The organism is Microbacterium sp. 22242 (genome assembly GCF_052045495.1).
Taxonomy (GTDB): domain Bacteria; phylum Actinomycetota; class Actinomycetes; order Actinomycetales; family Microbacteriaceae; genus Microbacterium.
This window is the reverse complement of sequence record NZ_JBQEOZ010000018.1, coordinates 45,555-66,634: the sequence shown is the minus strand read 5'-3', so window position 1 is coordinate 66,634 and position 21,080 is coordinate 45,555. Positions and strand designations below refer to the sequence as shown.

Sequence of the window (21,080 nt, the reverse complement as noted above, 5' to 3'; positions counted from 1 at the left end):
TTCCTTTCGGAGGGGTGGAGGAGGTCAGAAGGAGGGGTCGGCGACGGTCTGCACCTGACCCACGCGGGAGCGGCTGATCTCGTCGGCGAGGTGACAGGAGGCGCGATGCCGGGCGGGTTCGCCGGGGATCGGCCTCAGGACGGGCACGTCGGTGGCGCACCGGTCGATCGCCGCGTAGCAGCGCGTGTGGAAGGGACAGCCGGCGGGCGGGTCGATCGGCGAGGGCGGATCCCCCTCCAGCACGACCCGCTCCAGCCGCTCCCCCGGCGCGAGCTTGCGCGGGATCGCCGACAGCAGCGCGCGGGTGTACGGATGTCCGGTGCGCTCGTAGACGTCGTCGCAGTCGCCGTCCTCGACGACCTTGCCGAGATACATCGTCACGATCCGGTCCGACATGTGCTGGACGACGTCGAGGTCGTGCGCGATGAACACCATGGAGAGCCCGAGCTCGCGCTTGAGCCGGTTCAGCAGGTTCAGCACCTGGGCGCGAACCGAGATGTCCAGCGCGGAGACCGGCTCGTCGCAGACGAGCAGCCGAGGCTCCACGGCGAGGGCGCGGGCGATGCCGACCCGCTGCAGCTGGCCGCCGGAGAACTCGTGCGGGTAGCGGTCGGCGTGATCCGGGTTCAGGCCGACCTGGGCGAGCAGATCCTGCACCCTCCCAGCGATCCGGTTCCCGGGCAGAAGGCGATGGGTCTCGATCCCCTCGGCGACGGACTGGCCGATCGAGCGGCGCGGATCGAGCGAGGCATGCGGGTCCTGGAAGACCATCTGCACCTCCCGATGCAGCACTCTCGCCCGGTCGGCGGGGCGCATCGCGGCGACCTCAGCCCCGTCCCAGCGCACGGCTCCTTCGCTGGGAGCCTCGAGCCCGCAGATGATCCGGGCCAGCGTGGACTTGCCGCACCCCGATTCGCCGACGAGCCCCACGGTCTCGCTCTCATCGACGTGGAAGTCGACGCCGTCGACCGCCCGCACAGGGGAATGACCGGCCTTGGCGAACATCGTGTGCTTCTGCCGGTAGTGCCGGCGCACGCCCTCAAGCTCCAACAGGGACATCGGCGAGCACCTCCTCGTGGTGATGGCACGCGACCGCGCGTTCCGGGACGAACGACAGCAGCGCGGGCACCGTCGTGGCGCACACCGCGTCCGCGTAGGAGCAGCGCGGGTTGAAGCTGCAGCCGGCAGGCCGCCGCGCGATGTCCGGCGGCAGACCGGGGATCGTGGGCAGGTCTTTGCCGCGATGCGCGGCGCCCGGGATGGACCCGAGCAGCCCGCGCGTGTAGGGGTGCGCAGGACCGTCGAAGAGCGCGTCGATCGGGCCCGACTCGGCGACCCGTCCGGCGTACATGACGAGAGCGCGATCGGCGAGCTGGCCGGCCACCCCGAGGTCGTGGGTGATGAGCATGAGCGCCATCCCGCGGGCCGCGGTCACCTCGACGAGCAGCTCCAGGATCTGCGCCTGCACGGTGGCGTCGAGCGCCGTGGTGGGCTCGTCCGCGATCAGCACGTCCGGATCCAGTGCGAGCGCCATCGCGATCATGATCCGCTGACGCATGCCCCCGGAGAACTGGAACGGATAGTCGTCCGCCCGTCGGGCGGCGTCGGGGATCCGCACGAGGCGCATCATCTCGATCGCGCGCTCTTTCGCGTCGCGGCGGCTGTGGCCGCGGTGCACGCGGTACAGCTCGGCGATCTGGGTCGCCACGGTCTGCACCGGGTTCAACGCGCTCAGCGCGTCCTGGAAGACCATGGCGATGCGCGCGCCCTGCACGGAGCGCATCCGCGCAGGGGACAGCGTCAGCAGATCCTCGCCGTCGAACAGGATCCGTCCCGCGGTCACCTGGGCGGCGGGCTTCGGCAGGATCCCCATCACCGCCTTCGCCGTGATGCTCTTGCCCGATCCGGACTCTCCGAGCACGGCGAGCGTCTCGCCCCGGTCGAGCGTGAAGCTGACGTCCTGCAGCGCCGGGATCGGCGCTGCTCCGCGCGCGCCGCGGAACTCCAGGGAGAGGTTCTGCACCTCGAGCAGCGCGGTCATCGGCGGCCCTTCGGGTCGAGGGCGTCACGCAGGTTCTCGCCGAGGATGACGAAGGCGAGCGTGGTCAGGCCCAGCATCGTCGCGGGGAAGAGCATGAGCAGCGGCGCGATCTGCCAGTTGCCGTCCTGGCTGGCGGTCGCGATCTGCAGGCCCCAGGAGAACGCGGGCAGTTTCAGGCCGACGCCGAGGATCGAGAACCCGGCCTCGGCCGTCATGCCGGCGCCGATCGAGAGCGTGCTCATCACGATCAGCGGGGTGACCGCGTTCGGGATCACGTGCCGTCGCAGGATCCGCCACGGACCGACGCCGAGACCCCGTGCCGCCTGGATGTACTCCAGGCTCTTGACCTGCATCACCGAGCCGCGCATGTAGCGCATGGTCCCGGCCCAGCTGAACAGCACCAGCACGAACACGATCGTCCAGACGGTGCGCGAACGGAACTGGTACAGGATGACGAGGCTCGCGATGCCGACCGGGATGCCCAGGATGACGTTGGACAGCCACGACACCACCGAGTCCACGACCCCGCCGAAGTAGCCCGCGAGCGATCCCGCCACGAGGGCGATCGTGAAGCTGAACAGCGCGGTCAGGACGCCGACCTGCAGCGACGTGCGCGCCCCGTAGACGACGTTGCTCCAGTAGTCGCAGCCCTGGATGTCGTATCCCATGAGGTGCCCGGGCCGGGGGCCGATCCGCGACATGGTGAGATCGCACGCGCGCGGATCCAGGGGCGTGAACAGCGCGGGGAACAGCGCCATCAGCGCGACGACGAGGATGATCGCGGCCGCGACGAGGAAGAACGGACGCCGCAGCAGCGTCCTGAGGCCGCTGCGCGGGCGGGCACGGCGAGCTCGTGCGGTGAGCAGCGCCATGGTCGACTCAGACATGACGCACCCTCGGATCGATGATCGGATAGAGCAGGTCCACGGCGAGCGCGCAGACCAGGTAGAACAGCAGCAGGAACACGGAGACGCCCACCACGACGGGGCCGTTCTGCGTCTCGATCGCCCGCGAGAGCGTGCCGCCGAGTCCGGGCAGGTTGAAGATGGTCTCGATCAGGACCGATCCGCCGAGCAGGCTCGCAAGGCTCAGACCGAGATAGGTGACCACCGGCATGAAGGCGTTGCGCAGCGCGTGCACCCACATGATCCGCCCGGGCGCGAGTCCCTTCGCGGTGGCGGTCACGATGAAGTCCGAACGGAGCACGTCGACCAGGCTCGTGCGTGTCAGACGCGCCAGCGGCGACGCGGTCTCCAGCGCCAGCACGACGGCGGGCAGGATGAAGGCGATCGGGAAGCCCAGCCGGACTCCGGAGATCGGCAGCCAGTGCAGCTTGATCCCGAACACGTACTGCGCGAAGTAGGCGATGATGAAGCCAGGCACGGCCAGGAAGAAGATCGTGAAGAACAGGTTGAACCGGTCAGGCAGCCGTCCCTGGCGCAGCCCAGCCCAGACGCCCAGGCACACGCCGATGACGATCTTCAGCACGAAGGCGGACAGGGCGAGCACGAGGGTGTAGGGCAGGGCCGTCGCGATGAGCGTCGAGACCGCGTTCCCGTTGAAGTCGTGCCCGAAGTCGCCGCGCAGCACGTTCAACAGGTACTTGCCGTACTGCACGAGGAACGGGTCGTCCAGGTTGTACTGGGCGCGGATCGCCGCGATCGTCGACGGCGAGAGCCGCTTCTCCCCGGCCAGCGCCAGCACCGGGTCGCCGGGCACCAGGAACACCAGGAAGTACACCAGGAACGTGGAGCCGATCAGCGTGGGGATCATCATCAGGATCCGCCGCAGACTGTAGCGGAGCATCAGCGCCTCGCGGGCTGATGCGCGGCGAAGTACTCCCGCAGCTCCTCGGAGAGGACGGGGATCTCCTGCGGCTGCGAGCCCGAGCGGATCGACAGCGCGCCCGCGACACCCGCCGCCACCGCGTCGCGCGCGGCGAGGGGGTTCGTGTCCGTCGGGGTGCCGTTGCGCACGAACTCCACGAACTCGCCGACGGTGAGCGGATCCGCGCCGCCATGACCGCCGTCGCCGCCGTCCTCGATCGGGTAGCGCACGTGCCCCTTCTCGAGGTAGTCGCTGCGCGCGTTCCACAGCCGGATCTCGCCGCCCGCGTCGTCGTCGAAGTTCTCGATCCTGCCTTCGGTGCCGATGACCGTGTAGTTGCGCCAGTAGTCGGGCGTGAAGTGGCATTGCTGGTAACTCATCAGCACGCCCGAGTCGGTGCGCATCATGATCATCGAGATGTCCTCGACGTCGATGACCGGGTTGAGGTCCTGCTGCGCCAGCGGCGGCCAGTTGCCCATCGAGAACCAGTCGCCCATGCGCCGGTCGGAGTTGTCCCGGCGCGATTCGACCTGGCCGTAGACCGCGAGGTCGCCGACGCCGACCACCGTGCGCGACGAGGTGCCGGCGAGCCAGTGCATCACGTCGATGTCGTGCGCGCCCTTCTGCAGCAGCAGGCTCATCGCCTTGTCCTGCTCGGCGTGCCAGTCCTTGAAGTAGTAGTCGCCGCCGTGTCCCACGAAGTGCCGGCACCAGATCGCCTTGACCTCGCCGATCTCGCCGCGGTCGACGATGTCCTTCATCATCCGGACGACCTGCATATGCCGCATGTTGTGCCCGACGTAGAGCTTCGAGCCCGTGCGGTGCGCGGTCTCCAGGATCCGGTCGGCGTCCTCGATCGAGATGGCGAGCGGCTTCTCCACGTACACCGGGATCCCGCCTTCGAGAAGCTCGACGGACACGTCCGCGTGGGTGAAGTCGGGTGAGGTGACGAAGGCGCCGTCGATCTCGAGGCCCGAGGCGAGCAGCTCGGCGACCGAGGCGAACACCGGGATGTCTCCGAACAGGCGGGCGGCGCGCGCATGGGTCTGCGGCGCGGGATCCACCGCGGCGACCACGCGGCCTCCGGCGGCGGCGACGTGCAGCGCGACACCCGCGCGCGCGCCCACGCCGATCACCGCCGCACGGAATCCGCTCGCCGCCTCCGCCACGTTCTCCTCGGTCATGTCCGTCCTCTCGGGGTCGATCGCGATGAGGGGCGCAGGCACGCCCTCGAAGCCGTAGATGCGCGCCGCGTGCCGCTCGAACGCGAGGCCGAGTGCGCCGAGCGCCGCCGCATCCGCGCCCAGTTCGGCACCGCGGATCAGGCGTCCGCCGGTGTCGATGCCGGTCACCGCCGTTCGGATGTTCTCCTCGAGCGGCGCCGCCACGAGGTCGGCGAACTCGCCGAGCTCTCCCCCGAGCACGATCACGTCGGGGTCGATGGTGAGGATCAGGGCTGCCACGGCCGGGGACATCGCGGCGCTGAGCGCGCGCAGCGCGGCGAGTCCCCGGCTGTCGGCCGGGTCGTCCCGGAGCCGGCGGAGCTCGGTGCCCACGAGAGGCACGGCATCCAGCAGCGCACCGGCGGGGACCTCGACATCGCTGAACGCGCGCAGCAGTCCGACTTCGCCGGCGCGTCCTCGCCGCCCGCGCACGACGTGGCCGGCGGTGGTGACGCGCGCGGACACGTGGTGCCAGGTGAGCGCGTAGACGCCGGTGTCGGCGTCTTGCAGCGCGCCGGAGCGGGACTCGGCCTCGGCGGCGAGAGACAGGTCGTTGTCGACGACGGTCGGGGCGCCGAACACCTCCGCGAAGACGTCCGCCAGGCACAGGCCATGCCACTGGGAGACCTGAGGCGAGGAGATCACGATCCCGGCCTCGTCCAGCAGGCCGGCCGCAGCGACTCCGACCGCGGCGATGTCGGAGAGCTGCCGGCCGGCGGCCTCGAGCGTCTGCACCACGAGGTCGCGGACCGGCTCGAGACCCGGGCGCGCCGAAGTCGGCGGAGCGATCGCCGCGCGCTGCGTTCCGAGCACCCTTCCCGAGCGGTCGGCGAGCACCACGCGTACCGCGCTGCGGGTGAGGTCGATGCCGACCACGACCTGCGGACCCGTCAGCAGCGAATACGTGCGCGCGGGACGTCCCGCCGCGGCGCGCGCCTCGTGCTCGGCCACCAGGCCGGCGGCACGGAGCTCGGCGAGGGCCGCGGTGACCGTGGGGCGGGACAGACCTGTGGTCTCGGCGAGATCGGAGATCGTCGCGTCGTCCCTCTCCCGCAACGCGGCCAGGCATTGCGCGACGGGGCGCTGTTCGCTCACGGACATCCTCGGCCTTTCGGAAGCTCTTTTGTAAGAGTTATGCAAGTGCTTTCATTATTGATAGAGGATCGGCTCGCCGCTGTCAAGCCGCAGCCCCGCGGCCGCCCCCGCGCACCACGCCTGCCTCTAGGCTCGGGGGATGACGGTCGAGACGAACCCGCTGCTGCAGCCCTCCGCCCTCCCGTACCACCTGCCCGACTTCGCGGCGATCCGCCCGGAGCACTACCTCCCCGCCTTCCGGCTCGGCTTCGAGGAGCAGCTGTCCGAGATCCGGCAGATCACGGCCACACGCTCGATGCCGACCTTCGAGAACACGATGGAAGCGCTGGAGCGCAGCGGCGCCCTGCTCGACCGTGCAGCGCACGCGTTCTACACGGTCAGCTCGGCGGACGCGACGGAGGCGATCCAGGCGATCGACGAGGAGCTCGCCCCGCTCATGGCGGCCCACCGGGATGCGATCCTGCTCGACTCCGCGCTGTACGAGCGGGTGAGCGTCCTGGCCGAGCAGCTCGACGAAACGCCCCTCGACGACGAGCAGCGTCGCCTCGTGCAGCGCTGGCAGCGCGAGATGACACTGGCCGGGGCGGCGCTGGACGACGAGGCCAAGGCCCGGCTCACCGCGCTCAACCAGCGCCTGTCGACCCTCAGCACGACGTTCGAGCGGAACCTGCTCGCCGACACGAACGACCTCGCCGTCGTCTTCGACGATCCCGCCGAACTCCACGGCCTGAGCCAGGGCGAACTGTCCGCCGCCGCGCGCGCCGCGGCCGATCGGGGCCTGGAGGGGAAGCTCGTCCTGACCCTCCCCCTCTTCACCGGGCATCCGGCGCTGGCCTCGCTGACGGACCGGGAGAGCCGTCGCCGGATCATGGTCGCGTCCCTGTCACGCGGCTCGCGGGGGAACGCGCACGACAACCGCGGCGTCCTCGCGGAGATCGCCGCACTCCGCGCCCAGCGCGCCGCCCTCCTCGGCTACCCCACGCACGCCGCCGCGGTGACCGCCGACGAGACGGCGGGATCCCCCGAGGCGGTCGAGCGCATGCTCCGGGACCTCGCCGGCCCCGCGTCCAGGAACGCCGCCGCAGAGCGCGCAGACCGCCAGGAGCTCATCGAGGCGTCCGCCGCGCAGGCGTTCGCGCTCGAGGCGCACGACTGGGCGTTCTACACCGAGCCGCTGCGCACGGCCCGCTACGACATCGACGCCGCGGCGCTGCGCCCGTGGTTCGAGGCCGAGCGGGTGCTGCACGACGGGGTCTTCGCCGCGGCGGGACGGCTGTACGGTCTGAGCTTCTCGGAGCGCACCGACCTCGTGGCGTATCACGCGGACGCGCGCGTCTTCGAAGTGTTCGAAGAGGACGGGTCCCCGCTCGGCCTGTACGTGCTCGACCTCTACACGCGCGACAGCAAGCGCGGCGGTGCCTGGATGAACCCGATCGTGAGCCAGTCGGCGCTGCGCGGGACCCGTCCGGTCGTCGCGAACAACCTCAACGTGGCCAAGCCCGGCGCGGGCGAGCCCACCCTGCTCACGCTCGACGAGGTCACCACACTGTTCCACGAGTTCGGGCACGCGCTGCACGGCCTCTTCTCCCACGTGACGTACCCGCACTTCTCCGGCACGAACGTGTTCCGCGATTTCGTCGAGTTCCCCAGCCAGGTCAACGAGATGTGGATCCTGTGGCCGGATGTCCTGGACTCCTACGCCCGCCATCACGAGACCGGCGAGCCGCTGCCCGCCGATCTGGTCGACCGGCTGCGCGCGACCGAGTCCTTCGACCAGGGGCACGCGACCAGCGAGTACCTCGCTGCGGCCTGGCTCGATCAGGCACTGCACTCGCTGCGCGCCGGAGAGAGCGTCGACGACGTCGCCGCCTTCGAGGCGGCGGCCCTCGCCGACATCGGCCTGGATCACCCCGCCGTGCCCACGCGCTACTCGTCCCCCTACTTCGCCCACGTCTTCTCTGGCGGATACAGCGCGGGGTACTACTCGTACATCTGGAGCGAGGTTCTCGACGCGGACACCGTCGAGTGGTTCCGCGAGAACGGCGGGCTCACCCGGGAGAACGGCGAGCGGTTCCGCCGCCGGCTGCTGGCCGTGGGCGGCGCAAGGGATCCGCTCGAGGCCTACCGCGACTTCCGCGGCCGGGACGCCGAGATCGCCCCGCTGCTGAAGCGTCGCGGCCTGGATCGCTGAAGACCGGACCGGGGGGAGGCGACGGCCCGGCGCGATCCGCGGGACGAATCGCACGCGGCGTCCCCGGCGTGCGCGGGCACCGCACCCCTGTCGGGATCACGGTCTCCTGAATAGGCTGGGCATGGTCGCGACGATGCCGCGCCGCCGCCCCGAGGAGGAATCATGTCCGTGCTCCCGGAGGAACCGCTCGGCCTCGCCACTCCCCTTGACCTCTCCCCCGCGCCGCTCGCCGTCGTGCGATACGACCGGTTGCGGCTGGACCGTCTCGGCGAAGTGTTCGACCCCGCCTACGCCGCCCTCGGACAGGCCGTCGAGGACGGCGCGATCGCGGTCACGGGCCCCGCACTCGCGATCTACCACGGCGATCCGATGGACGTGTTCGACCTCGAGGTCGGATTCCCCGTGGTCAGCACCTCGCTCGACCCGCTGTCGATCGACGGCGTGCGGATCGAGGCGTCGGAGCTGCCGAGCGGTCCCGCGCTCGCGAGCACCGTCATCGGCCCGTACGACGGCCTCGGCGCCGCGTGGGGCCGGCTCCACGCGGAATGCGCCGTCCAGGGGCATCAGCCCGCCGGCATCTGGATCGAGGTCTACGTCTCGGATCCGCGCACCACAGCGGCGGAGCATCTGCGCACGGACCTGATCCTCCCCGTCCTGCGCTGATCGAGCGGCCGCCGGCACCCCGTCGGCCGCCTCGCGTCAGGCGCTCTTGCGCTTGCGGGCGAGCACGAGCGTGGGCGGCGCGCCCTCCTCCACGGCGGCGCGGGTGACGACGACCTTCTGCACGTCCTCCGCGGACGGGATCTCGAACATGATCGGGCCCAGCACGTCTTCCAAGATCGCGCGGAGACCGCGCGCGCCCGTCTTGCGCAGCACCGCGAGGTCGGCGATCGACTGCAGCGCGTCCTCCTCGAACTCGAGCTCGACGCCGTCCAGCTGGAACATCCGCTGATACTGCTTGACCAGTGCGTTGCGCGGGCCGGTGAGGATGTCGATGAGCGCGGCCTGGTCCAGCGGCGAGACCGAGGCGACCACGGGGAGACGGCCGATGAACTCGGGGATGAGGCCGAACTTGTGCAGATCCTCGGGGAGCACCTCGCTGAACAGGTCGAGGTCCTTGCCCTTGTCGTGCAGCGGTGCACCGAAGCCGACGCCGTGCTTGCCGACGCGGGACGAGACGATGTCCTCGAGGCCGGCGAACGCACCGGCCACGATGAACAGCACGTTCGTGGTGTCGATCTGCAGGAACTCCTGGTGCGGATGCTTGCGCCCGCCCTGCGGGGGAACCGACGCGACAGTGCCCTCGAGGATCTTCAGCAGCGCCTGCTGCACGCCCTCGCCGGAGACGTCGCGGGTGATCGACGGGTTCTCCGCCTTGCGTGCGATCTTGTCGATCTCGTCGATGTAGATGATGCCGGTCTCGGCCCGCTTGACGTCGTAATCGGCCGCCTGGATGAGCTTGAGGAGGATGTTCTCCACGTCCTCGCCCACGTAGCCGGCCTCGGTGAGCGCGGTGGCGTCGGCCACGGCGAACGGCACGTTCAGCCGCTTCGCCAGGGTCTGCGCGAGGTAGGTCTTGCCGCAGCCCGTCGGGCCGATCATCAGGATGTTGCTCTTGGCGATCTCGATCTCGTCGGCCTTCTGCTCGGCGGGGAGCAGGGTGCCGCGGGCGCGGACGCGCTTGTAGTGGTTGTAGACCGCCACCGCGAGGGCCTTCTTCGCCGGCTCCTGGCCGACGACGTACTCCTCGAGGAAGGAGAAGATCTCGCGCGGCTTGGGCAGGTCGAATTCGGCGACCTCGCCGTTCGCGGACTCGGCCATGCGCTCTTCGATGATCTCGTTGCAGAGCTCGACGCACTCGTCGCAGATGTACACGCCGGGGCCGGCGATGAGCTGCTGGACCTGCTTCTGGCTCTTGCCGCAGAACGAGCACTTGAACAGGTCGGCGCTCTCACCGATACGAGCCATGCGCGTCCTCCTTCGAGACGTGAACCGCGGTCGCGGGAAGCGATGCGATCGCGGGGCGCTGATGCCGCTGTTCGAGCCTAACCGCAACATCCGACAACGGGTCGCATCGCCACGGAACCTGGCGGTCGCGCCGCTCCGCGCTGGGCGAACGGGCCTCGGATCCGGCTTTCATGACGAACGACCCGCCCTGCGCGCAGCAGGGCGGGTCGTTCGAAACAAAGGCGCAGCGGCCGGGATCGATCAGACCATGCTCTTCGGGTGCCACACGGTCTTCACCTCGGTGAACGCGGCGATCCGCTGCGGCGATGCCACGACCTCGCCCGGCGCCAGCACCCGCTTCAGGGTGTCGGCGGCGGAGATCTGCAGGTCGACCCACTCGAGCGAGCCCGCGCCCGCCAGGTCCAGCGCGTTCACGTCGGCGTGCGCGGCCAGCCATGGCGCCATCTCGGCCGGGGATCCGGTCAGGATGTTCACCACGCCGCCCGGCACGTCGCTGGTCGCGAGCACCTCGGCGAGGCTGATCGCGGACAGCGGATACTGCTCGCTCGCGATCGCGACCACGGCGTTGCCCGCGACCAGTGCGGGCGCCACCACCGAGACCAGCCCGAGCAGCGCGGAGTCCTGCGGCGCGACGATCGCGACGACGCCGGTCGGCTCGGGCGCGGAGATGTTGAAGTAGGCGCCGGCGACCGGGTTCAGGTTGCCCGCGACCTGGGCGTACTTGTCGCACCAGCCCGCGTACCAGACCCACAGGTCGATGGCCTCGTCGACCTGAGCGCCCGCGGCGGCGGCGGACACGCCCTGCTGCGCGACGATCTCGTCGACGAACTGCGCCTTGCGGCCCTCGAGCACCTCGGCGACGCGGTAGAGCACCTGTCCGCGGTTGTAGGCGGTGGCCTTCGCCCAGCCGGCCTGCGCCGCGCGCGCGGCCTTGACCGCGTCACGGGCGTCCTTGCGGGACGCCTTGGCCGCGTTGGCGAGGAAGGCGCCCTTGGGCGTGGTGACCTCGTAGGTGCGCCCGGACTCGCTGCGCGGGAAGGCTCCTCCGATCGCGAGCTTGTAGGTCTTCGGGACGGTCAGTCGCGCGCTCATGCTGCGGATCCCTTCAGGTACGCGGCGAGGCCCTGCTTGCCGCCCTCGCGGCCGTAGCCGGACTCCTTGTAGCCGCCGAACGGGCTGGACGGGTCGAATCGGTTGAACGTGTTGGCCCACACGACGCCCGCACGCAGGCGGTCCGCGACGGCGAGGATCCGAGACCCCTTGTCGCTCCACACTCCTGCGGAGAGTCCGTAGGGCGTGTTGTTCGCCTTCGCGATGGCCTCCGCGGGAGTGCGGAACGTGAGCACGGAGAGAACCGGCCCGAACACCTCCTCGCGGGCGATCCGATGCGAGGCCTCGACCCCGGTGAAGATCGTCGGAGCGAACCAGAAGCCCTTCTCCGGGATGACGCAGTCGGCGGTCCAGCGCTCGGCGCCCTCGTCCTCGCCGACCTGGCTGAGCTCCCGGATGCGGGCCAGCTGTTCGGCGGAGTTGATCGCGCCGATGTCGGTGTTCTTGTCCAGCGGGTCGCCGAGGCGCAGCGTGGACAGGCGCGACTTCAGCCGGTCGATGACCTCGTCGTGGATCGACTCCTGTACGAGCAGCCGGCTGCCCGCGCAGCACACGTGGCCCTGGTTGAAGAAGATGCCGTTGACGATGCCCTCGATGGCCTGGTCGATCGGCGCGTCGTCGAACACGATGTTCGCGGCCTTGCCACCGAGCTCGAGGGTGAGCGCCTTGCCCGTGCCGGCGACGGAACGCGCGATCTCGCGGCCGACGCCGGTGGATCCCGTGAACGCCACCTTGTCGACATCGGGATGGCGCACCACGGCGGCACCCGTCGCGCCCGCGCCGGTGACGATGTTGACGACGCCGGCGGGCAGGTCGGCCTGCTGCAGGATCTCCGCGAAGATCAGCGCCGTGAGCGGCGTGGTCTCGGCGGGCTTCAGCACCACCGTGTTGCCGGCGGCGAGGGCCGGGGCGACCTTCCAGGCGAGCATCAGCAGGGGGAAGTTCCACGGGATGACCTGCCCCGCGACGCCGTGCGCCTTCGGGTTCGGGCCGGCGCCCGCGTACTCGAGCTTGTCGGCCCAGCCGGCGTAGTAGAAGAACCACGAGGCGACGAGCGGCACGTCGACGTCGCGGCTCTCCTTGATCGGCTTTCCGTTGTCCAGGCTCTCCGCCACGGCGAGCTCCCGGGCGCGCTCCTGTACGAGGCGGGCGATCCGGAACAGGTACTTGCCGCGATCGCGGCCGCTCAGCTTCGACCACACCTTGGTGTAGGCACGGCGGGCGGCGGCCACGGCGAGGTCGACGTCCTCATCCGAGGCGTGCGCGACGGTCGCGATCCGCGACTCGTCGGCGGGTGAGATCGTCGCGAAGGAGGCCCCGCGACCCTCGACGAACTCGCCGTCGATGAACAGCCCGTACTCGTCCTTCAGGGCGACGATGCTCCGCGACTCGGGCGCGGGCGCGTATTCCAGGAATCCCATGGCGGGCCTCTCAGTCGATCGTGACGTAGTCGGGGCCGGAGTAGTGGCCGGTGGTGAGCTTCTGACGCTGCAGCAGCACGTCGTTGAGCAGGCTCGAGGCGCCGAAACGGAACAGGTGCGGCTGCAGCCACTCCTCCCCCACGGTCTCCGCGACGTGCACGAGGTACTTCACCGCGTCCTTGGAGGAGCGGATCCCGCCTGCCGGCTTCACGCCGATGCGCTCGCCGGTGAGGCGATGCCAGTCGCGCACGGCCTCGAGCATGAGCAGCGTGACCGGCAGGGTCGCGGCCGGAGCGACCTTTCCGGTGGAGGTCTTGATGAAGTCGCCGCCGGCGAGGATCCCGAGCCAGGACGCGCGCCGGATGTTGTCGTAGGTGTTCAGCTCGCCGGTCTCGAGGATGACCTTCAGCGATGCCGAGGTGCCGTCGTCGCGACGGCAGGCGTCCTTGACCGCGACGATCTGGTCGAACACCTGGCCGTAGCGGCCGGCGAGGAAGGCGCCCCGGTCGATGACCATGTCGATCTCGTCCGCCCCGGCGTCGACCGCGTCGCGGGTGTCGGCCAGCTTGACCGCGAGCGAGGCCCGACCGCTCGGGAAGGCGGTCGCCACGGCCGCGACGGAGATCCCGCCGTGGTCGGGGTCGCCGTGTCGCGCTCCGAGCGCCTCCACGGCATACGGCACCATGTCGCCGTACACGCACACCGCGGCGACCGAGGGGCAGGTCAGGTCGGAGGCGTCCGGGAGCTTGGCCTTCGACACCAGCGAGCGCACCTTGCCCGGGGTGTCGGCGCCTTCCAGGGTGGTCAGGTCGATGAGCCGGATGATCGTGTCCAGCGCCCACGCCTTCGACGTCGTCTTGATCGACCTGGTGCCGAGGCCCGCCGAGCGCTGCTCCAGGCCGACGGCGTCGACGCCGGGCAGTCCGTGCAGGAATCTGCGCAGGGTGAGATCGTCGGGTTCGCCGCCGATCACCTGCACCGCGGTGCGCCGTGCGAGTTCGGTGGTCGTCACTGTTCCGGTCACTGATCCAGCTCCAAGAGGGTTCGGGCGGTCTCCTCGTCGGTGACCACCATCGTGCACAGCTTCGCGGTCACCACGGTGCGGGCGATGTCGTGTTTCGCCTGACCCGCGGTGACGAAGACGGAGGTGCGCGCCGCACGCAGCCGGTCCAGGCCGAGGCCGACCGTGCGGGCGTCCAGTTCGGGATCGACGACGTTGCCGTCCGCGTCGATGTAGCGGCCGAGCACGTCGCCGACGGCGCCACGACGCGCCAGTTCTTCGATGTCGCGGACGGTGAGATAGCCGTTCTCGACGTGCGCGGATCCGGCGTCGCACACGCCCGCGGTGAACAGGTAGGCGTCCGCGTCGGCGGCCTGTGCGAGCACTCCCGCGACGGTGCGGTCGCGTTCGATCGCCTGCTTGGTCTCGAGCCGCTCCAGGATCGCCGGGCTGGGCAGCAGGGCGACCTGGCCCGAGGCGCGCTGAGCGATCGTCGCGGCCAGGGACGCGGCGCCGCCGGGGCGGCGGTTGACGCTCACCCCGCCGTTCATCTGCACGACGGTGACGCCGCGCGCCCAGCCTTCGGAGAGCCGCTCGGCGACCGCCGTGAGGGTGCGTCCCCAGCTCACGGCGAGCGTCTTCGGCACCGGGCGCAGCGCGGTGAGGTGGTCCGCGGCGCCCTGGGCCACGCGGGTCAGCGTCTCGGCGTCGGTGCCGCCGTTCGGCACCACGACGGCATCCGCCAGGCCGAAGCGGGAGCGCAGCTCGCGCTCGATCCCGAGTTTGCGGGCGCGGGGATGCACGATCTCGATCCGCACGATCCCGTCGGCCCTGGCCTGCTGCAGCAGACGGCCGACCTTCCACCGCGAGATGCCGAGCAGACCGCCGATCTCGTCCTGGGTCTTGTCCTCGTCGTAGTACAGCTCCGCGACGCGGACGGCGAGCAGTTCGTCGTCGTCGATCGCGGGCCGGGCCATGCTCCGAGGATATCGTCAGGCACGCGCACGCGCAGCGTGACGCTCATATGAGCAGCGGCTCATACGCATCCGCGCAACCGCGGCGGACACGAAAGGGCGGCCCGGGATGCGCTCCCGGACCGCCCTTCTCGTGGGGCTGGGTGTCAGCTCAGCGCCTGGCGCTTGCGGCTCGACAGCACCTGGTCGACGATGCCATAGGCCTTGGCCTGCTGGGCGGAGAGGATGTTGTCGCGATCGATGTCGCGGTTGACCTTCTCGACCGGCTGGCCGGTGTGATGCGCCATGGTCTCCTCGAGCCAGGTGCGCATCCGCAGGATCTCGGCGGCCTGGATCTCGATGTCGGATGCCTGGCCCTGCCCCGCCTCGCCCATCGCGGGCTGGTGCATCAGCACTCGCGCGTTCGGCAGCGCGAGGCGCTTTCCGGGGGCGCCGGCGGCGAGCAGCACCGATGCGGCGGAGGCGGCCTGGCCCAGCACGACGGTCTGGATCTGCGGCGCCACGTACTGCATGGTGTCGTAGATCGCGGTCATCGCGGTGAAGGATCCACCGGGCGAGTTGATGTACATGGTGATGTCGCGCTCGGAGTCCTGGCTCTCGAGGACCAGCAGCTGCGCCATGACGTCGTCGGCGGAGGCGTCGTCGACCTGCACCCCGAGGAAGATCACGCGATCCTCGAAGAGCTTGTTGTACGGGTCCTGACGCTTGAAGCCGTAGGCGGTGCGCTCCTCGAACTGAGGCAGGACGTAGCGGCTCGAGGGCAGGTTGCCGGCCGCGCGGAAGGTGGGTGTGTACATGTGTCCTGTCCTGCCTTACTTGTCCGCGCCCGCGTTGTCCGCGCCGGTGCCGCCGCCGCCGTGCACGTCGCTGGCGTGCTCGCGCATGTGGTCGACGAATCCGTACTCGAGGGCCTCGGTGGCGGTGAACCAGCGGTCCCGGTCGCCGTCCTCGTTGATCTGCTCGACCGTCTTGCCGGTCTGACCCGCCGTGATCTCGGCGAGGCGCTGCTTCATCGACAGGATGAGCTGCGCCTGCGTCTGGATGTCGCTGGCCGTGCCGCCGAAGCCGCCGTGCGGCTGGTGCAGCAGCACGCGCGCGTTCGGCGTGATGTACCGCTTGCCCTTGGTGCCGCTGGTGAGCAGCAGCTGCCCCATCGAGGCGGCCATGCCGATGCCGACCGTCACGATGTCGTTCGGCACGAACTGCATGGTGTCGTAGATCGCCATGCCGGCCGTGATGGATCCGCCGGGCGAGTTGATGTAGAGGTAGATGTCCTTCTCGGGGTCCTCAGCGGCGAGAAGGAGGATCTTTGCGCAGATCTCGTTGGCGTTCTCGTCCCGCACCTCGGATCCCAGCCAGATGATTCGATCCTTGAGCAGCCTGTCGAAGACGCTCGTCGCGACCAGGGGTTCAGCCATTTCCGCTCCTGTTTCCGTGTTCGGTGATTCGAATCTACCGGCGCGGGATCGGCGTCCCCGCCGTGTTCGCCGTCGGCATATCAGGCGTCGCCGCCGCCGATCTCGCGCGCGTACGCGGTCATCGACCGGTGGTAGCGCGGCATGTGCGGGACCAGGGCGAGGATCGCCACGGCGAGCCCGCGCTCCGGCTGTCCCGCGCTGGCCAGCGCCAGCGCATGCATGGCCGCGATCGCGTCCCGGTACGCCGAGTCCGGGTGCGCGTCCTGCTCCGCGGAGATGAGTGCGAGCGCACCCCCCACGTCGCCGAGGTTGCGCAACGAGCTGGCGAGCTGGATCGTCGCCTGCGCGCGCCGGTCGCCGTCGAGGCCGAGCTCGAGGGCCCGCCGGTACAGAGGCACCGCTTCGTCCGGCCGGCCCGCGGAGTCGCGGGCGCCGGCGCGTGCGAACGCGGCCTCCGCGTCGTCGGATCCGCGCTCCGCCGCGATGGCGTCGATTCGCGTGATGACGTCGTCGTCGACGACTCCGCCGGCTGCGGCCTCCCAGACGGCGTCGATCCTGTCCTGCCAGTCGCTCATGTCTCTCCTCGGGATGCGAAGAGGGCGAGTGCGTCATGCACCCGCCCTCTTCCGGATCAACGGATCCGCTGCTTACTCGGCGTCGGCGGCCTTCTCGGCGGCCTTCTTGGCCGGGGCCTTGCGGGCGGCCGGCTTCTTGGCGGCGGGCTTCTCCGCGGCCGGAGCCTCGACGGCGTCCTCGGCCTCGTCGGCCTTGGCGGGCGCCTTCTTCGCCGGAGCCTTCTTCGCCGGCGCCTTCTTGGCGGCCGGCTTCTCCTCGGCCGGAGCCTCGGCGGCGTCCTCGGCCTCGTCGTCGGTGGCCACGAAGCCGGTCAGGTCCACGGCCTTGCCGTTGGAGTCGACCACGGTGACCTTCCCGAGCGCGACCGCGAGGGCCTTGTTGCGAGCGACCTCGCCGACGAGCACGGGCAGCTGGTTCGCGGACTGCAGCGCCTCGACGAACTCCTGCGGAGCCATGCCGTACTGCGCGGCCGACTGGATCAGGTACTGGCTGAGCTCGTCCTGCGAGACCTGCACGTTGGCGTCCTCGGCGATGGCGTCGAGGAGGACCTGGGTGCGGAACTGCTTGGTGCTGGCCTCGGTGACCTCTGCGCGGTGCTCGTCGTCCTCCAGGCGGCCCTCGCCCTCGAGGTGGTTGTGCACCTCGTCCTCGATGAGCTGCGGCGGGACGGGGATCTCGATCTGCTCGAGCAGCGTCTCGACGAGCTTGTCGCGCGCGGCGGACGCCTGCGTGAAGACGCCCTGCTGCGAGACCGACTCGCGCAGGCTGTCGCGCAGCTCGGCGATCGTGTCGAACTCGCTGGCGATCTGGGCGAAGTCGTCGTCCGCCTCGGGCAGCTCGCGCTCCTTCACGGCCTTGATCGTGACGGAGACCTCGGCCTCCTCGCCGGCGTGGTCGCCGCCGACGAGCTTCGAGCGGAAGGTGGTGTCCTCACCGGCCGTGAGCGACTCGATCGCGTCGTCGATGCCCTCGAGCAGCTCGCCCGAGCCGACCTCGTAGGAGACGCCCTCGGCGCGGTCGATCTCGGTGCCGTCGATCGCGGCGACCAGGTCGAGCTCGACGAAGTCGCCAGACTTCACGGGGCGGTCGACGGGGACCAGGGTGCCGAAGCGCGCGCGCAGGCGGTCCAGCTCGGCGTCCAGGGCGGCGTCGTCGGCCTCGACGGCGTCGACGGTCACGGTGATGCCGTCGAGCGAGGGGACCTCGATCTCCGGGCGGACGTCGACCTCGATCTCGACCTTGAGGTCGCCGCCGAAGTCCTTCTCGTTCGGCCACTCGACGACCTCGGCCGAGGGACGGCCGACGATGCGCAGGTTGTGCTCGAGGGACGCCTCGCGGAAGAAGGCGTCCAGGCCCTCGTTCACGGCGTGCTCGATGACCGCGCCGCGGCCGACGCGCTGGTCGATGATCGGCGCGGGCACCTTGCCCTTGCGGAAGCCAGGGATCTGCACGTCCTGAGCGATGTGCTCGTAGGCGTGCTCGATGCTGGGCTTGAGGTCTTCGGGGGTGACCGTGATGTGCAGCTTCACCCGGGTCGGGGCAAGCTTCTCGACGGTGCTGTTCGCCATGCTGGTGTGTTCTCCTTGTGAATCTCCCGCGCGGTGACCCCCGCGAGTGCGACGTGTATGAACGTCGGGGCGACAGGATTTGAACCTGCGACCTCCCGCTCCCAAAGCGGGCGCTCTACCAAGCTGAGCTACGCCCCGGGTAGGAACCCGCGCGCGCGGGAACGGCCTTCACGAGTCTAACGGAACGAAGCAGCCTCGACAGTCCGGTATGCTCGTAGGAGTCCGGACACGGATCCGAGGGCCTCGGCCCGGAGAATCCAGGACACCCAAGTGAAGAGAGAATCCAGCGGAATTCCGCCGGATTCCGGGGATGTAGCTTAATGGTAAAGCCTTAGTCTTCCAAACTAATGACGCGGGTTCGATTCCCGTCATCCCCTCCCCTACTCCCGTAACGGATCGCGGGCCATCGCCCCCCTCCGAAACCGGCCTGGTGCACCTTATCCGGCACCTTATCTCCTTCGCCGGCGCCGCGAGACGGCACGCTGCTCGGCATCTGATTCTCGAACGCCCGAACGAGAGTTGCCTCCTTCTCGGTCGACCCTGCATCATCGCAGGAGAGAGCTCTCCCGGGTACGACGTCCCGGTGGTTCCCGCTCTCCGCCCGATTCGACTTCTGGAACGACCGACGGGACATCGATGGCAGATCCGCTCGCCCCTTCGCCCTCCGAGGATCCGGACTCCGGCCGGCACGCGTCCGAGCACCTGCTGCCGCCGCAGTTCACCGGCACGTTCGCCGCACCAGGGGCCGCCTCCGCGCCCGGCGCTGACGCCGAGCCGGAGCCGCCGCGCGCTCAGCGCTCCCGCCGGCGGGTGCTCGCGTGGACGCTCTCGGTGACCGCGGTCGCGCTGCTCGCGGCAGGCTTCACCGCCGTCCAGATCAGCGCAGCGCAGGGCTTCGACGCGGCTCGCACGTCGCTGAACCGGGCCGAGTCAGGGCAGGACGCCGCCGTGCAGCAGGTCCGTGCCGCGCTCACCCGCAGCGACGGCACCGCGAAGATCGTCGACGCCGTGCTCGCGGTGCAGAGCGACCTCATCACCCCGGCGGATCGGACCGCGCTGACCGCGGCCGATGACCGTGGCACGCAGGAGACGAAGGCCGCGAACGCGCTGATCCCGGCGCGGCCTCCGGCGAAGATCGCCAAGCCGTTCTGGTTCTGGGACGCGCAGGCCGCGGCCGGCCGGCTGCGCACCGAGGCCGCGGACGCCCGCAAGAACGCGACGGCGCTGTCGTCCGCCGAGAAGAAGGTCGAGGGCTCGGTCACGGCCGTGCAGGCCGCGGGTTCCGCGGCCCTGATCTCCGCCGCCGATCGTGCGGCCGCGGCCGAGGCCGCCAACGTCCCCGCGACCAACGAGAGCGTGCTGGCGCTGCGCAGCATGGTCACCCAGGTGAAGAGCCTCGCCACGCCGTTGCAGGACCGGGTCACGACGGTGTACCCCGCCCTGGTGCTGGCGGTGCAGAAGCTGCAGGATTCGCACGCGGCGACCCTGGCCGCCGAGGCCGGTCCGCTCGAGGATTCCCGACTGCAGCTGGAGGCGTTCGCCCGCTCACTCGCACCGGGCGTGCTGATGGACTTCGAATGGGCGGATCTGGTGAACGGGAAGGGCGGGCCGAACGACTACCTCTCCGGCGAGACGGCGTGGTGGTACGACCAGGGCGGCTACGCGACCATCCGGCTGTCCAACTCGATCGCAGAGGACTGGCCGAGCGATGCCGCGCACGCGATCGTCGCTCACGAGGTCGGGCACGCGATCACCGTCCGCTGCCGCGCGATGTACGACACGACGAACGCCCAGACCGCGGAGGCCTGGGCGACCGCGTGGGCGATCAGCATGGGGTACACGGACGACGCGAACGGCACCTCCGCCTACGGCGCTCCCCCGGAGTCGCTGATCCAGACCGCGAGCAGCTGCCGCTGACCGGTTTCCCCGCACCATCGCGCGTGCCGGGCGCGCGTATCGCCGCGCCCGGTGCTGAGACGTCGAGAGCCCCCGCCGAAGCGGGGGCTCTCGATGCGTGTGCCGGAGGATCAGCGCTGGCCGCGGCGCTCGCGCAGTTGCTGCAGCGCGTCGTCGAGCAGCTGCTCGGCCTCCTCGTCCGTGCGGCGCTCCTTCACGTAGGCGAGGTGCGTCTTGTACGGCTCGGGCTTGGCGATCGCAGGCGGGTTCTCCTTGTCGCGTCCGGCCGGGAGGCCGGAGTGCGGGTGATCGATGATGTCCGGGATCTCCTCCTCGGGCAGGCCCGCCGCGAAGTACCGCACGGCCTCGTTGCCGAGCCCGTCCCAGTACGAGATCGCGATGCGGTCGGCGTGGTACCCGTGGTCCTGCTCGCCCATCGGGCCGGATCCGACCCGGGTTCCCCGGATCGCGTTGCCGCCGGTGGCCATCAGATCACCTCGAACTTCGTGATGAGACCGAGGCCCACGATCGCGACGAACCACACGAGCGCGAGGACCACGGTGAAACGGTTGAGATTGCGCTCCGCCAGTCCGGAGGATCCGACCGCGGAGGACATCCCGCCGCCGAACATGTCTGACAGACCGCCGCCGCGCCCCTTGTGGAGCAGGATCAGGAGTGTCAGCAGGACGCTGGTGATGCCCAGCAGGACCTGCAGGATGAACTGGAGAATATCCACGGATCGGCCTTTCGCTCGGGCCCGCACGGACGTGCG

At 70.2% G+C, this 21,080-nt stretch carries 19 protein-coding genes and 2 tRNA genes; 4 read left to right on the top strand and 17 right to left on the bottom strand.

The genetic code is table 11. From position 1 onward, the window contains the following. Window positions 1-24: 24 nt before the first annotated feature. Genes ACTJJZ_RS16095 through ACTJJZ_RS16075 form a run of 5 tightly spaced genes read right to left on the bottom strand, consistent with a single transcriptional unit; the run spans window position 25 to window position 6,186 of the window. Entirely contained in the window at window positions 25-1,059 is a 1,035-nt protein-coding gene (locus tag ACTJJZ_RS16095) for an ABC transporter ATP-binding protein (protein WP_440722202.1), read from the bottom strand. Beyond that, window positions 1,040-2,041, bottom strand: coding sequence for an ABC transporter ATP-binding protein (locus ACTJJZ_RS16090; RefSeq protein WP_440722201.1), 1,002 nt, complete (start codon window positions 2,039-2,041; stop codon window positions 1,040-1,042). The genes ACTJJZ_RS16095 and ACTJJZ_RS16090 overlap by 20 nt, the downstream gene beginning before the upstream one ends. Next, on the bottom strand, window positions 2,038-2,928 hold the full coding sequence (locus tag ACTJJZ_RS16085; RefSeq protein ID WP_440722200.1) for an ABC transporter permease: 891 nt from the start codon (window positions 2,926-2,928) through the stop codon (window positions 2,038-2,040). Before ACTJJZ_RS16085 ends, ACTJJZ_RS16090 begins: the two co-directional genes overlap by 4 nt. Further along, window positions 2,921-3,847: an ABC transporter permease gene (locus ACTJJZ_RS16080; protein ID WP_440722199.1), complete on the bottom strand. Its 927-nt coding sequence runs from the start codon at window positions 3,845-3,847 to the stop codon at window positions 2,921-2,923. The genes ACTJJZ_RS16085 and ACTJJZ_RS16080 overlap by 8 nt, the downstream gene beginning before the upstream one ends. Further along, the gene (locus tag ACTJJZ_RS16075) at window positions 3,847-6,186 is read right to left on the bottom strand and encodes an ROK family protein (RefSeq protein WP_440722198.1); all 2,340 of its coding nucleotides are present in this window, start codon (window positions 6,184-6,186) and stop codon (window positions 3,847-3,849) included. Before ACTJJZ_RS16075 ends, ACTJJZ_RS16080 begins: the two co-directional genes overlap by 1 nt. Window positions 6,187-6,325: 139 nt before the next feature. On the opposite strand from ACTJJZ_RS16075, the gene ACTJJZ_RS16070 reads away from it, so the two are divergent. Both ACTJJZ_RS16070 and ACTJJZ_RS16065 read left to right on the top strand, forming a co-directional pair. Beyond that, entirely contained in the window at window positions 6,326-8,377 is a 2,052-nt protein-coding gene (locus ACTJJZ_RS16070; protein ID WP_440722197.1) for a M3 family metallopeptidase, read from the top strand. 162 nt (window positions 8,378-8,539) lie between these two features. Next, the gene (locus ACTJJZ_RS16065) at window positions 8,540-9,040 is read left to right on the top strand and encodes a GyrI-like domain-containing protein (RefSeq protein ID WP_440722196.1); all 501 of its coding nucleotides are present in this window, start codon (window positions 8,540-8,542) and stop codon (window positions 9,038-9,040) included. 36 nt (window positions 9,041-9,076) lie between these two features. Here ACTJJZ_RS16065 and clpX read toward each other — a convergent pair whose 3' ends face one another. The 10 genes from clpX to ACTJJZ_RS16015 form a co-directional block, all read right to left on the bottom strand. Next, a complete protein-coding gene (gene clpX, locus ACTJJZ_RS16060) occupies window positions 9,077-10,345 on the bottom strand; it encodes an ATP-dependent Clp protease ATP-binding subunit ClpX (protein WP_440722195.1) in 1,269 nt (422 codons plus the stop codon). A 240-nt stretch (window positions 10,346-10,585) separates the two neighbouring features. After that, window positions 10,586-11,437: an aldehyde dehydrogenase family protein gene (locus tag ACTJJZ_RS16055; RefSeq protein ID WP_440722194.1), complete on the bottom strand. Its 852-nt coding sequence runs from the start codon at window positions 11,435-11,437 to the stop codon at window positions 10,586-10,588. Continuing rightward, window positions 11,434-12,876, bottom strand: a complete 1,443-nt coding sequence (locus ACTJJZ_RS16050; protein WP_440722193.1) for an aldehyde dehydrogenase family protein — start codon at window positions 12,874-12,876, stop codon at window positions 11,434-11,436. The genes ACTJJZ_RS16055 and ACTJJZ_RS16050 overlap by 4 nt, the downstream gene beginning before the upstream one ends. Window positions 12,877-12,886: 10 nt before the next feature. Then, window positions 12,887-13,855, bottom strand: a complete 969-nt coding sequence (gene deoC / locus ACTJJZ_RS16045) for a deoxyribose-phosphate aldolase (protein WP_440722209.1) — start codon at window positions 13,853-13,855, stop codon at window positions 12,887-12,889. Window positions 13,856-13,896: 41 nt separating this feature from the next. Continuing rightward, complete coding sequence (locus ACTJJZ_RS16040; protein ID WP_440722192.1) at window positions 13,897-14,853, bottom strand: sugar-binding transcriptional regulator; 957 nt, start codon at window positions 14,851-14,853, stop codon at window positions 13,897-13,899. A 143-nt stretch (window positions 14,854-14,996) separates the two neighbouring features. After that, the gene (locus tag ACTJJZ_RS16035) at window positions 14,997-15,647 is read right to left on the bottom strand and encodes an ATP-dependent Clp protease proteolytic subunit (RefSeq protein ID WP_440722191.1); all 651 of its coding nucleotides are present in this window, start codon (window positions 15,645-15,647) and stop codon (window positions 14,997-14,999) included. A gap of 15 nt (window positions 15,648-15,662) precedes the next feature. Then, window positions 15,663-16,268, bottom strand: coding sequence for an ATP-dependent Clp protease proteolytic subunit (locus tag ACTJJZ_RS16030; protein WP_440722190.1), 606 nt, complete (start codon window positions 16,266-16,268; stop codon window positions 15,663-15,665). A gap of 80 nt (window positions 16,269-16,348) precedes the next feature. Beyond that, window positions 16,349-16,843 carry a tetratricopeptide repeat protein gene (locus tag ACTJJZ_RS16025; protein WP_440722189.1) on the bottom strand — a complete coding sequence of 165 codons (495 nt, stop codon included), beginning with the start codon at window positions 16,841-16,843 and terminating at the stop codon, window positions 16,349-16,351. A 72-nt stretch (window positions 16,844-16,915) separates the two neighbouring features. Beyond that, complete coding sequence (gene tig / locus ACTJJZ_RS16020; protein WP_440722188.1) at window positions 16,916-18,412, bottom strand: trigger factor; 1,497 nt, start codon at window positions 18,410-18,412, stop codon at window positions 16,916-16,918. Between the two features lie 64 nt (window positions 18,413-18,476). Next, a tRNA-Pro gene (locus ACTJJZ_RS16015) sits at window positions 18,477-18,550 on the bottom strand. 168 nt (window positions 18,551-18,718) lie between these two features. Here ACTJJZ_RS16015 and ACTJJZ_RS16010 point away from each other — a divergent pair. Next, window positions 18,719-18,789 (top strand) — tRNA-Gly (locus tag ACTJJZ_RS16010). A 259-nt stretch (window positions 18,790-19,048) separates the two neighbouring features. After that, complete coding sequence (locus tag ACTJJZ_RS16005) at window positions 19,049-20,329, top strand: hypothetical protein (protein WP_440722187.1); 1,281 nt, start codon at window positions 19,049-19,051, stop codon at window positions 20,327-20,329. Between the two features lie 110 nt (window positions 20,330-20,439). Here ACTJJZ_RS16005 and ACTJJZ_RS16000 read toward each other — a convergent pair whose 3' ends face one another. Both ACTJJZ_RS16000 and secG read right to left on the bottom strand, forming a co-directional pair. Continuing rightward, window positions 20,440-20,796, bottom strand: coding sequence for an RNA polymerase-binding protein RbpA (locus ACTJJZ_RS16000; RefSeq protein ID WP_440722186.1), 357 nt, complete (start codon window positions 20,794-20,796; stop codon window positions 20,440-20,442). Continuing rightward, window positions 20,796-21,044, bottom strand: a complete 249-nt coding sequence (gene secG, locus ACTJJZ_RS15995; RefSeq protein ID WP_440722185.1) for a preprotein translocase subunit SecG — start codon at window positions 21,042-21,044, stop codon at window positions 20,796-20,798. The genes ACTJJZ_RS16000 and secG overlap by 1 nt, the downstream gene beginning before the upstream one ends. Window positions 21,045-21,080 lie beyond the last annotated feature (36 nt).

What these genes read in the sequence shown, in the direction of transcription:
- tig (WP_440722188.1), bottom strand. Translation starts at nt 18,412, where the DNA reads ATGGCGAACAGCACCGTCGAGAAGCTTGCCCCGACCCGGGTGAAGCTG.
- clpX (WP_440722195.1), bottom strand. Translation starts at nt 10,345, where the DNA reads ATGGCTCGTATCGGTGAGAGCGCCGACCTGTTCAAGTGCTCGTTCTGC.
- ACTJJZ_RS16025 (WP_440722189.1), bottom strand. Translation starts at nt 16,843, where the DNA reads ATGAGCGACTGGCAGGACAGGATCGACGCCGTCTGGGAGGCCGCAGCC.
- ACTJJZ_RS16095 (WP_440722202.1), bottom strand. Translation starts at nt 1,059, where the DNA reads ATGTCCCTGTTGGAGCTTGAGGGCGTGCGCCGGCACTACCGGCAGAAG.
- ACTJJZ_RS16030 (WP_440722190.1), bottom strand. Translation starts at nt 16,268, where the DNA reads ATGGCTGAACCCCTGGTCGCGACGAGCGTCTTCGACAGGCTGCTCAAG.
- ACTJJZ_RS16005 (WP_440722187.1), top strand. Translation starts at nt 19,049, where the DNA reads ATGGCAGATCCGCTCGCCCCTTCGCCCTCCGAGGATCCGGACTCCGGC.
- ACTJJZ_RS16090 (WP_440722201.1), bottom strand. Translation starts at nt 2,041, where the DNA reads ATGACCGCGCTGCTCGAGGTGCAGAACCTCTCCCTGGAGTTCCGCGGC.
- ACTJJZ_RS16080 (WP_440722199.1), bottom strand. Translation starts at nt 3,847, where the DNA reads ATGCTCCGCTACAGTCTGCGGCGGATCCTGATGATGATCCCCACGCTG.
- ACTJJZ_RS16050 (WP_440722193.1), bottom strand. Translation starts at nt 12,876, where the DNA reads ATGGGATTCCTGGAATACGCGCCCGCGCCCGAGTCGCGGAGCATCGTC.
- ACTJJZ_RS16070 (WP_440722197.1), top strand. Translation starts at nt 6,326, where the DNA reads ATGACGGTCGAGACGAACCCGCTGCTGCAGCCCTCCGCCCTCCCGTAC.
- ACTJJZ_RS16000 (WP_440722186.1), bottom strand. Translation starts at nt 20,796, where the DNA reads ATGGCCACCGGCGGCAACGCGATCCGGGGAACCCGGGTCGGATCCGGC.
- ACTJJZ_RS16035 (WP_440722191.1), bottom strand. Translation starts at nt 15,647, where the DNA reads ATGTACACACCCACCTTCCGCGCGGCCGGCAACCTGCCCTCGAGCCGC.
- ACTJJZ_RS16085 (WP_440722200.1), bottom strand. Translation starts at nt 2,928, where the DNA reads ATGTCTGAGTCGACCATGGCGCTGCTCACCGCACGAGCTCGCCGTGCC.
- ACTJJZ_RS16055 (WP_440722194.1), bottom strand. Translation starts at nt 11,437, where the DNA reads ATGAGCGCGCGACTGACCGTCCCGAAGACCTACAAGCTCGCGATCGGA.
- ACTJJZ_RS16065 (WP_440722196.1), top strand. Translation starts at nt 8,540, where the DNA reads ATGTCCGTGCTCCCGGAGGAACCGCTCGGCCTCGCCACTCCCCTTGAC.
- ACTJJZ_RS16040 (WP_440722192.1), bottom strand. Translation starts at nt 14,853, where the DNA reads ATGGCCCGGCCCGCGATCGACGACGACGAACTGCTCGCCGTCCGCGTC.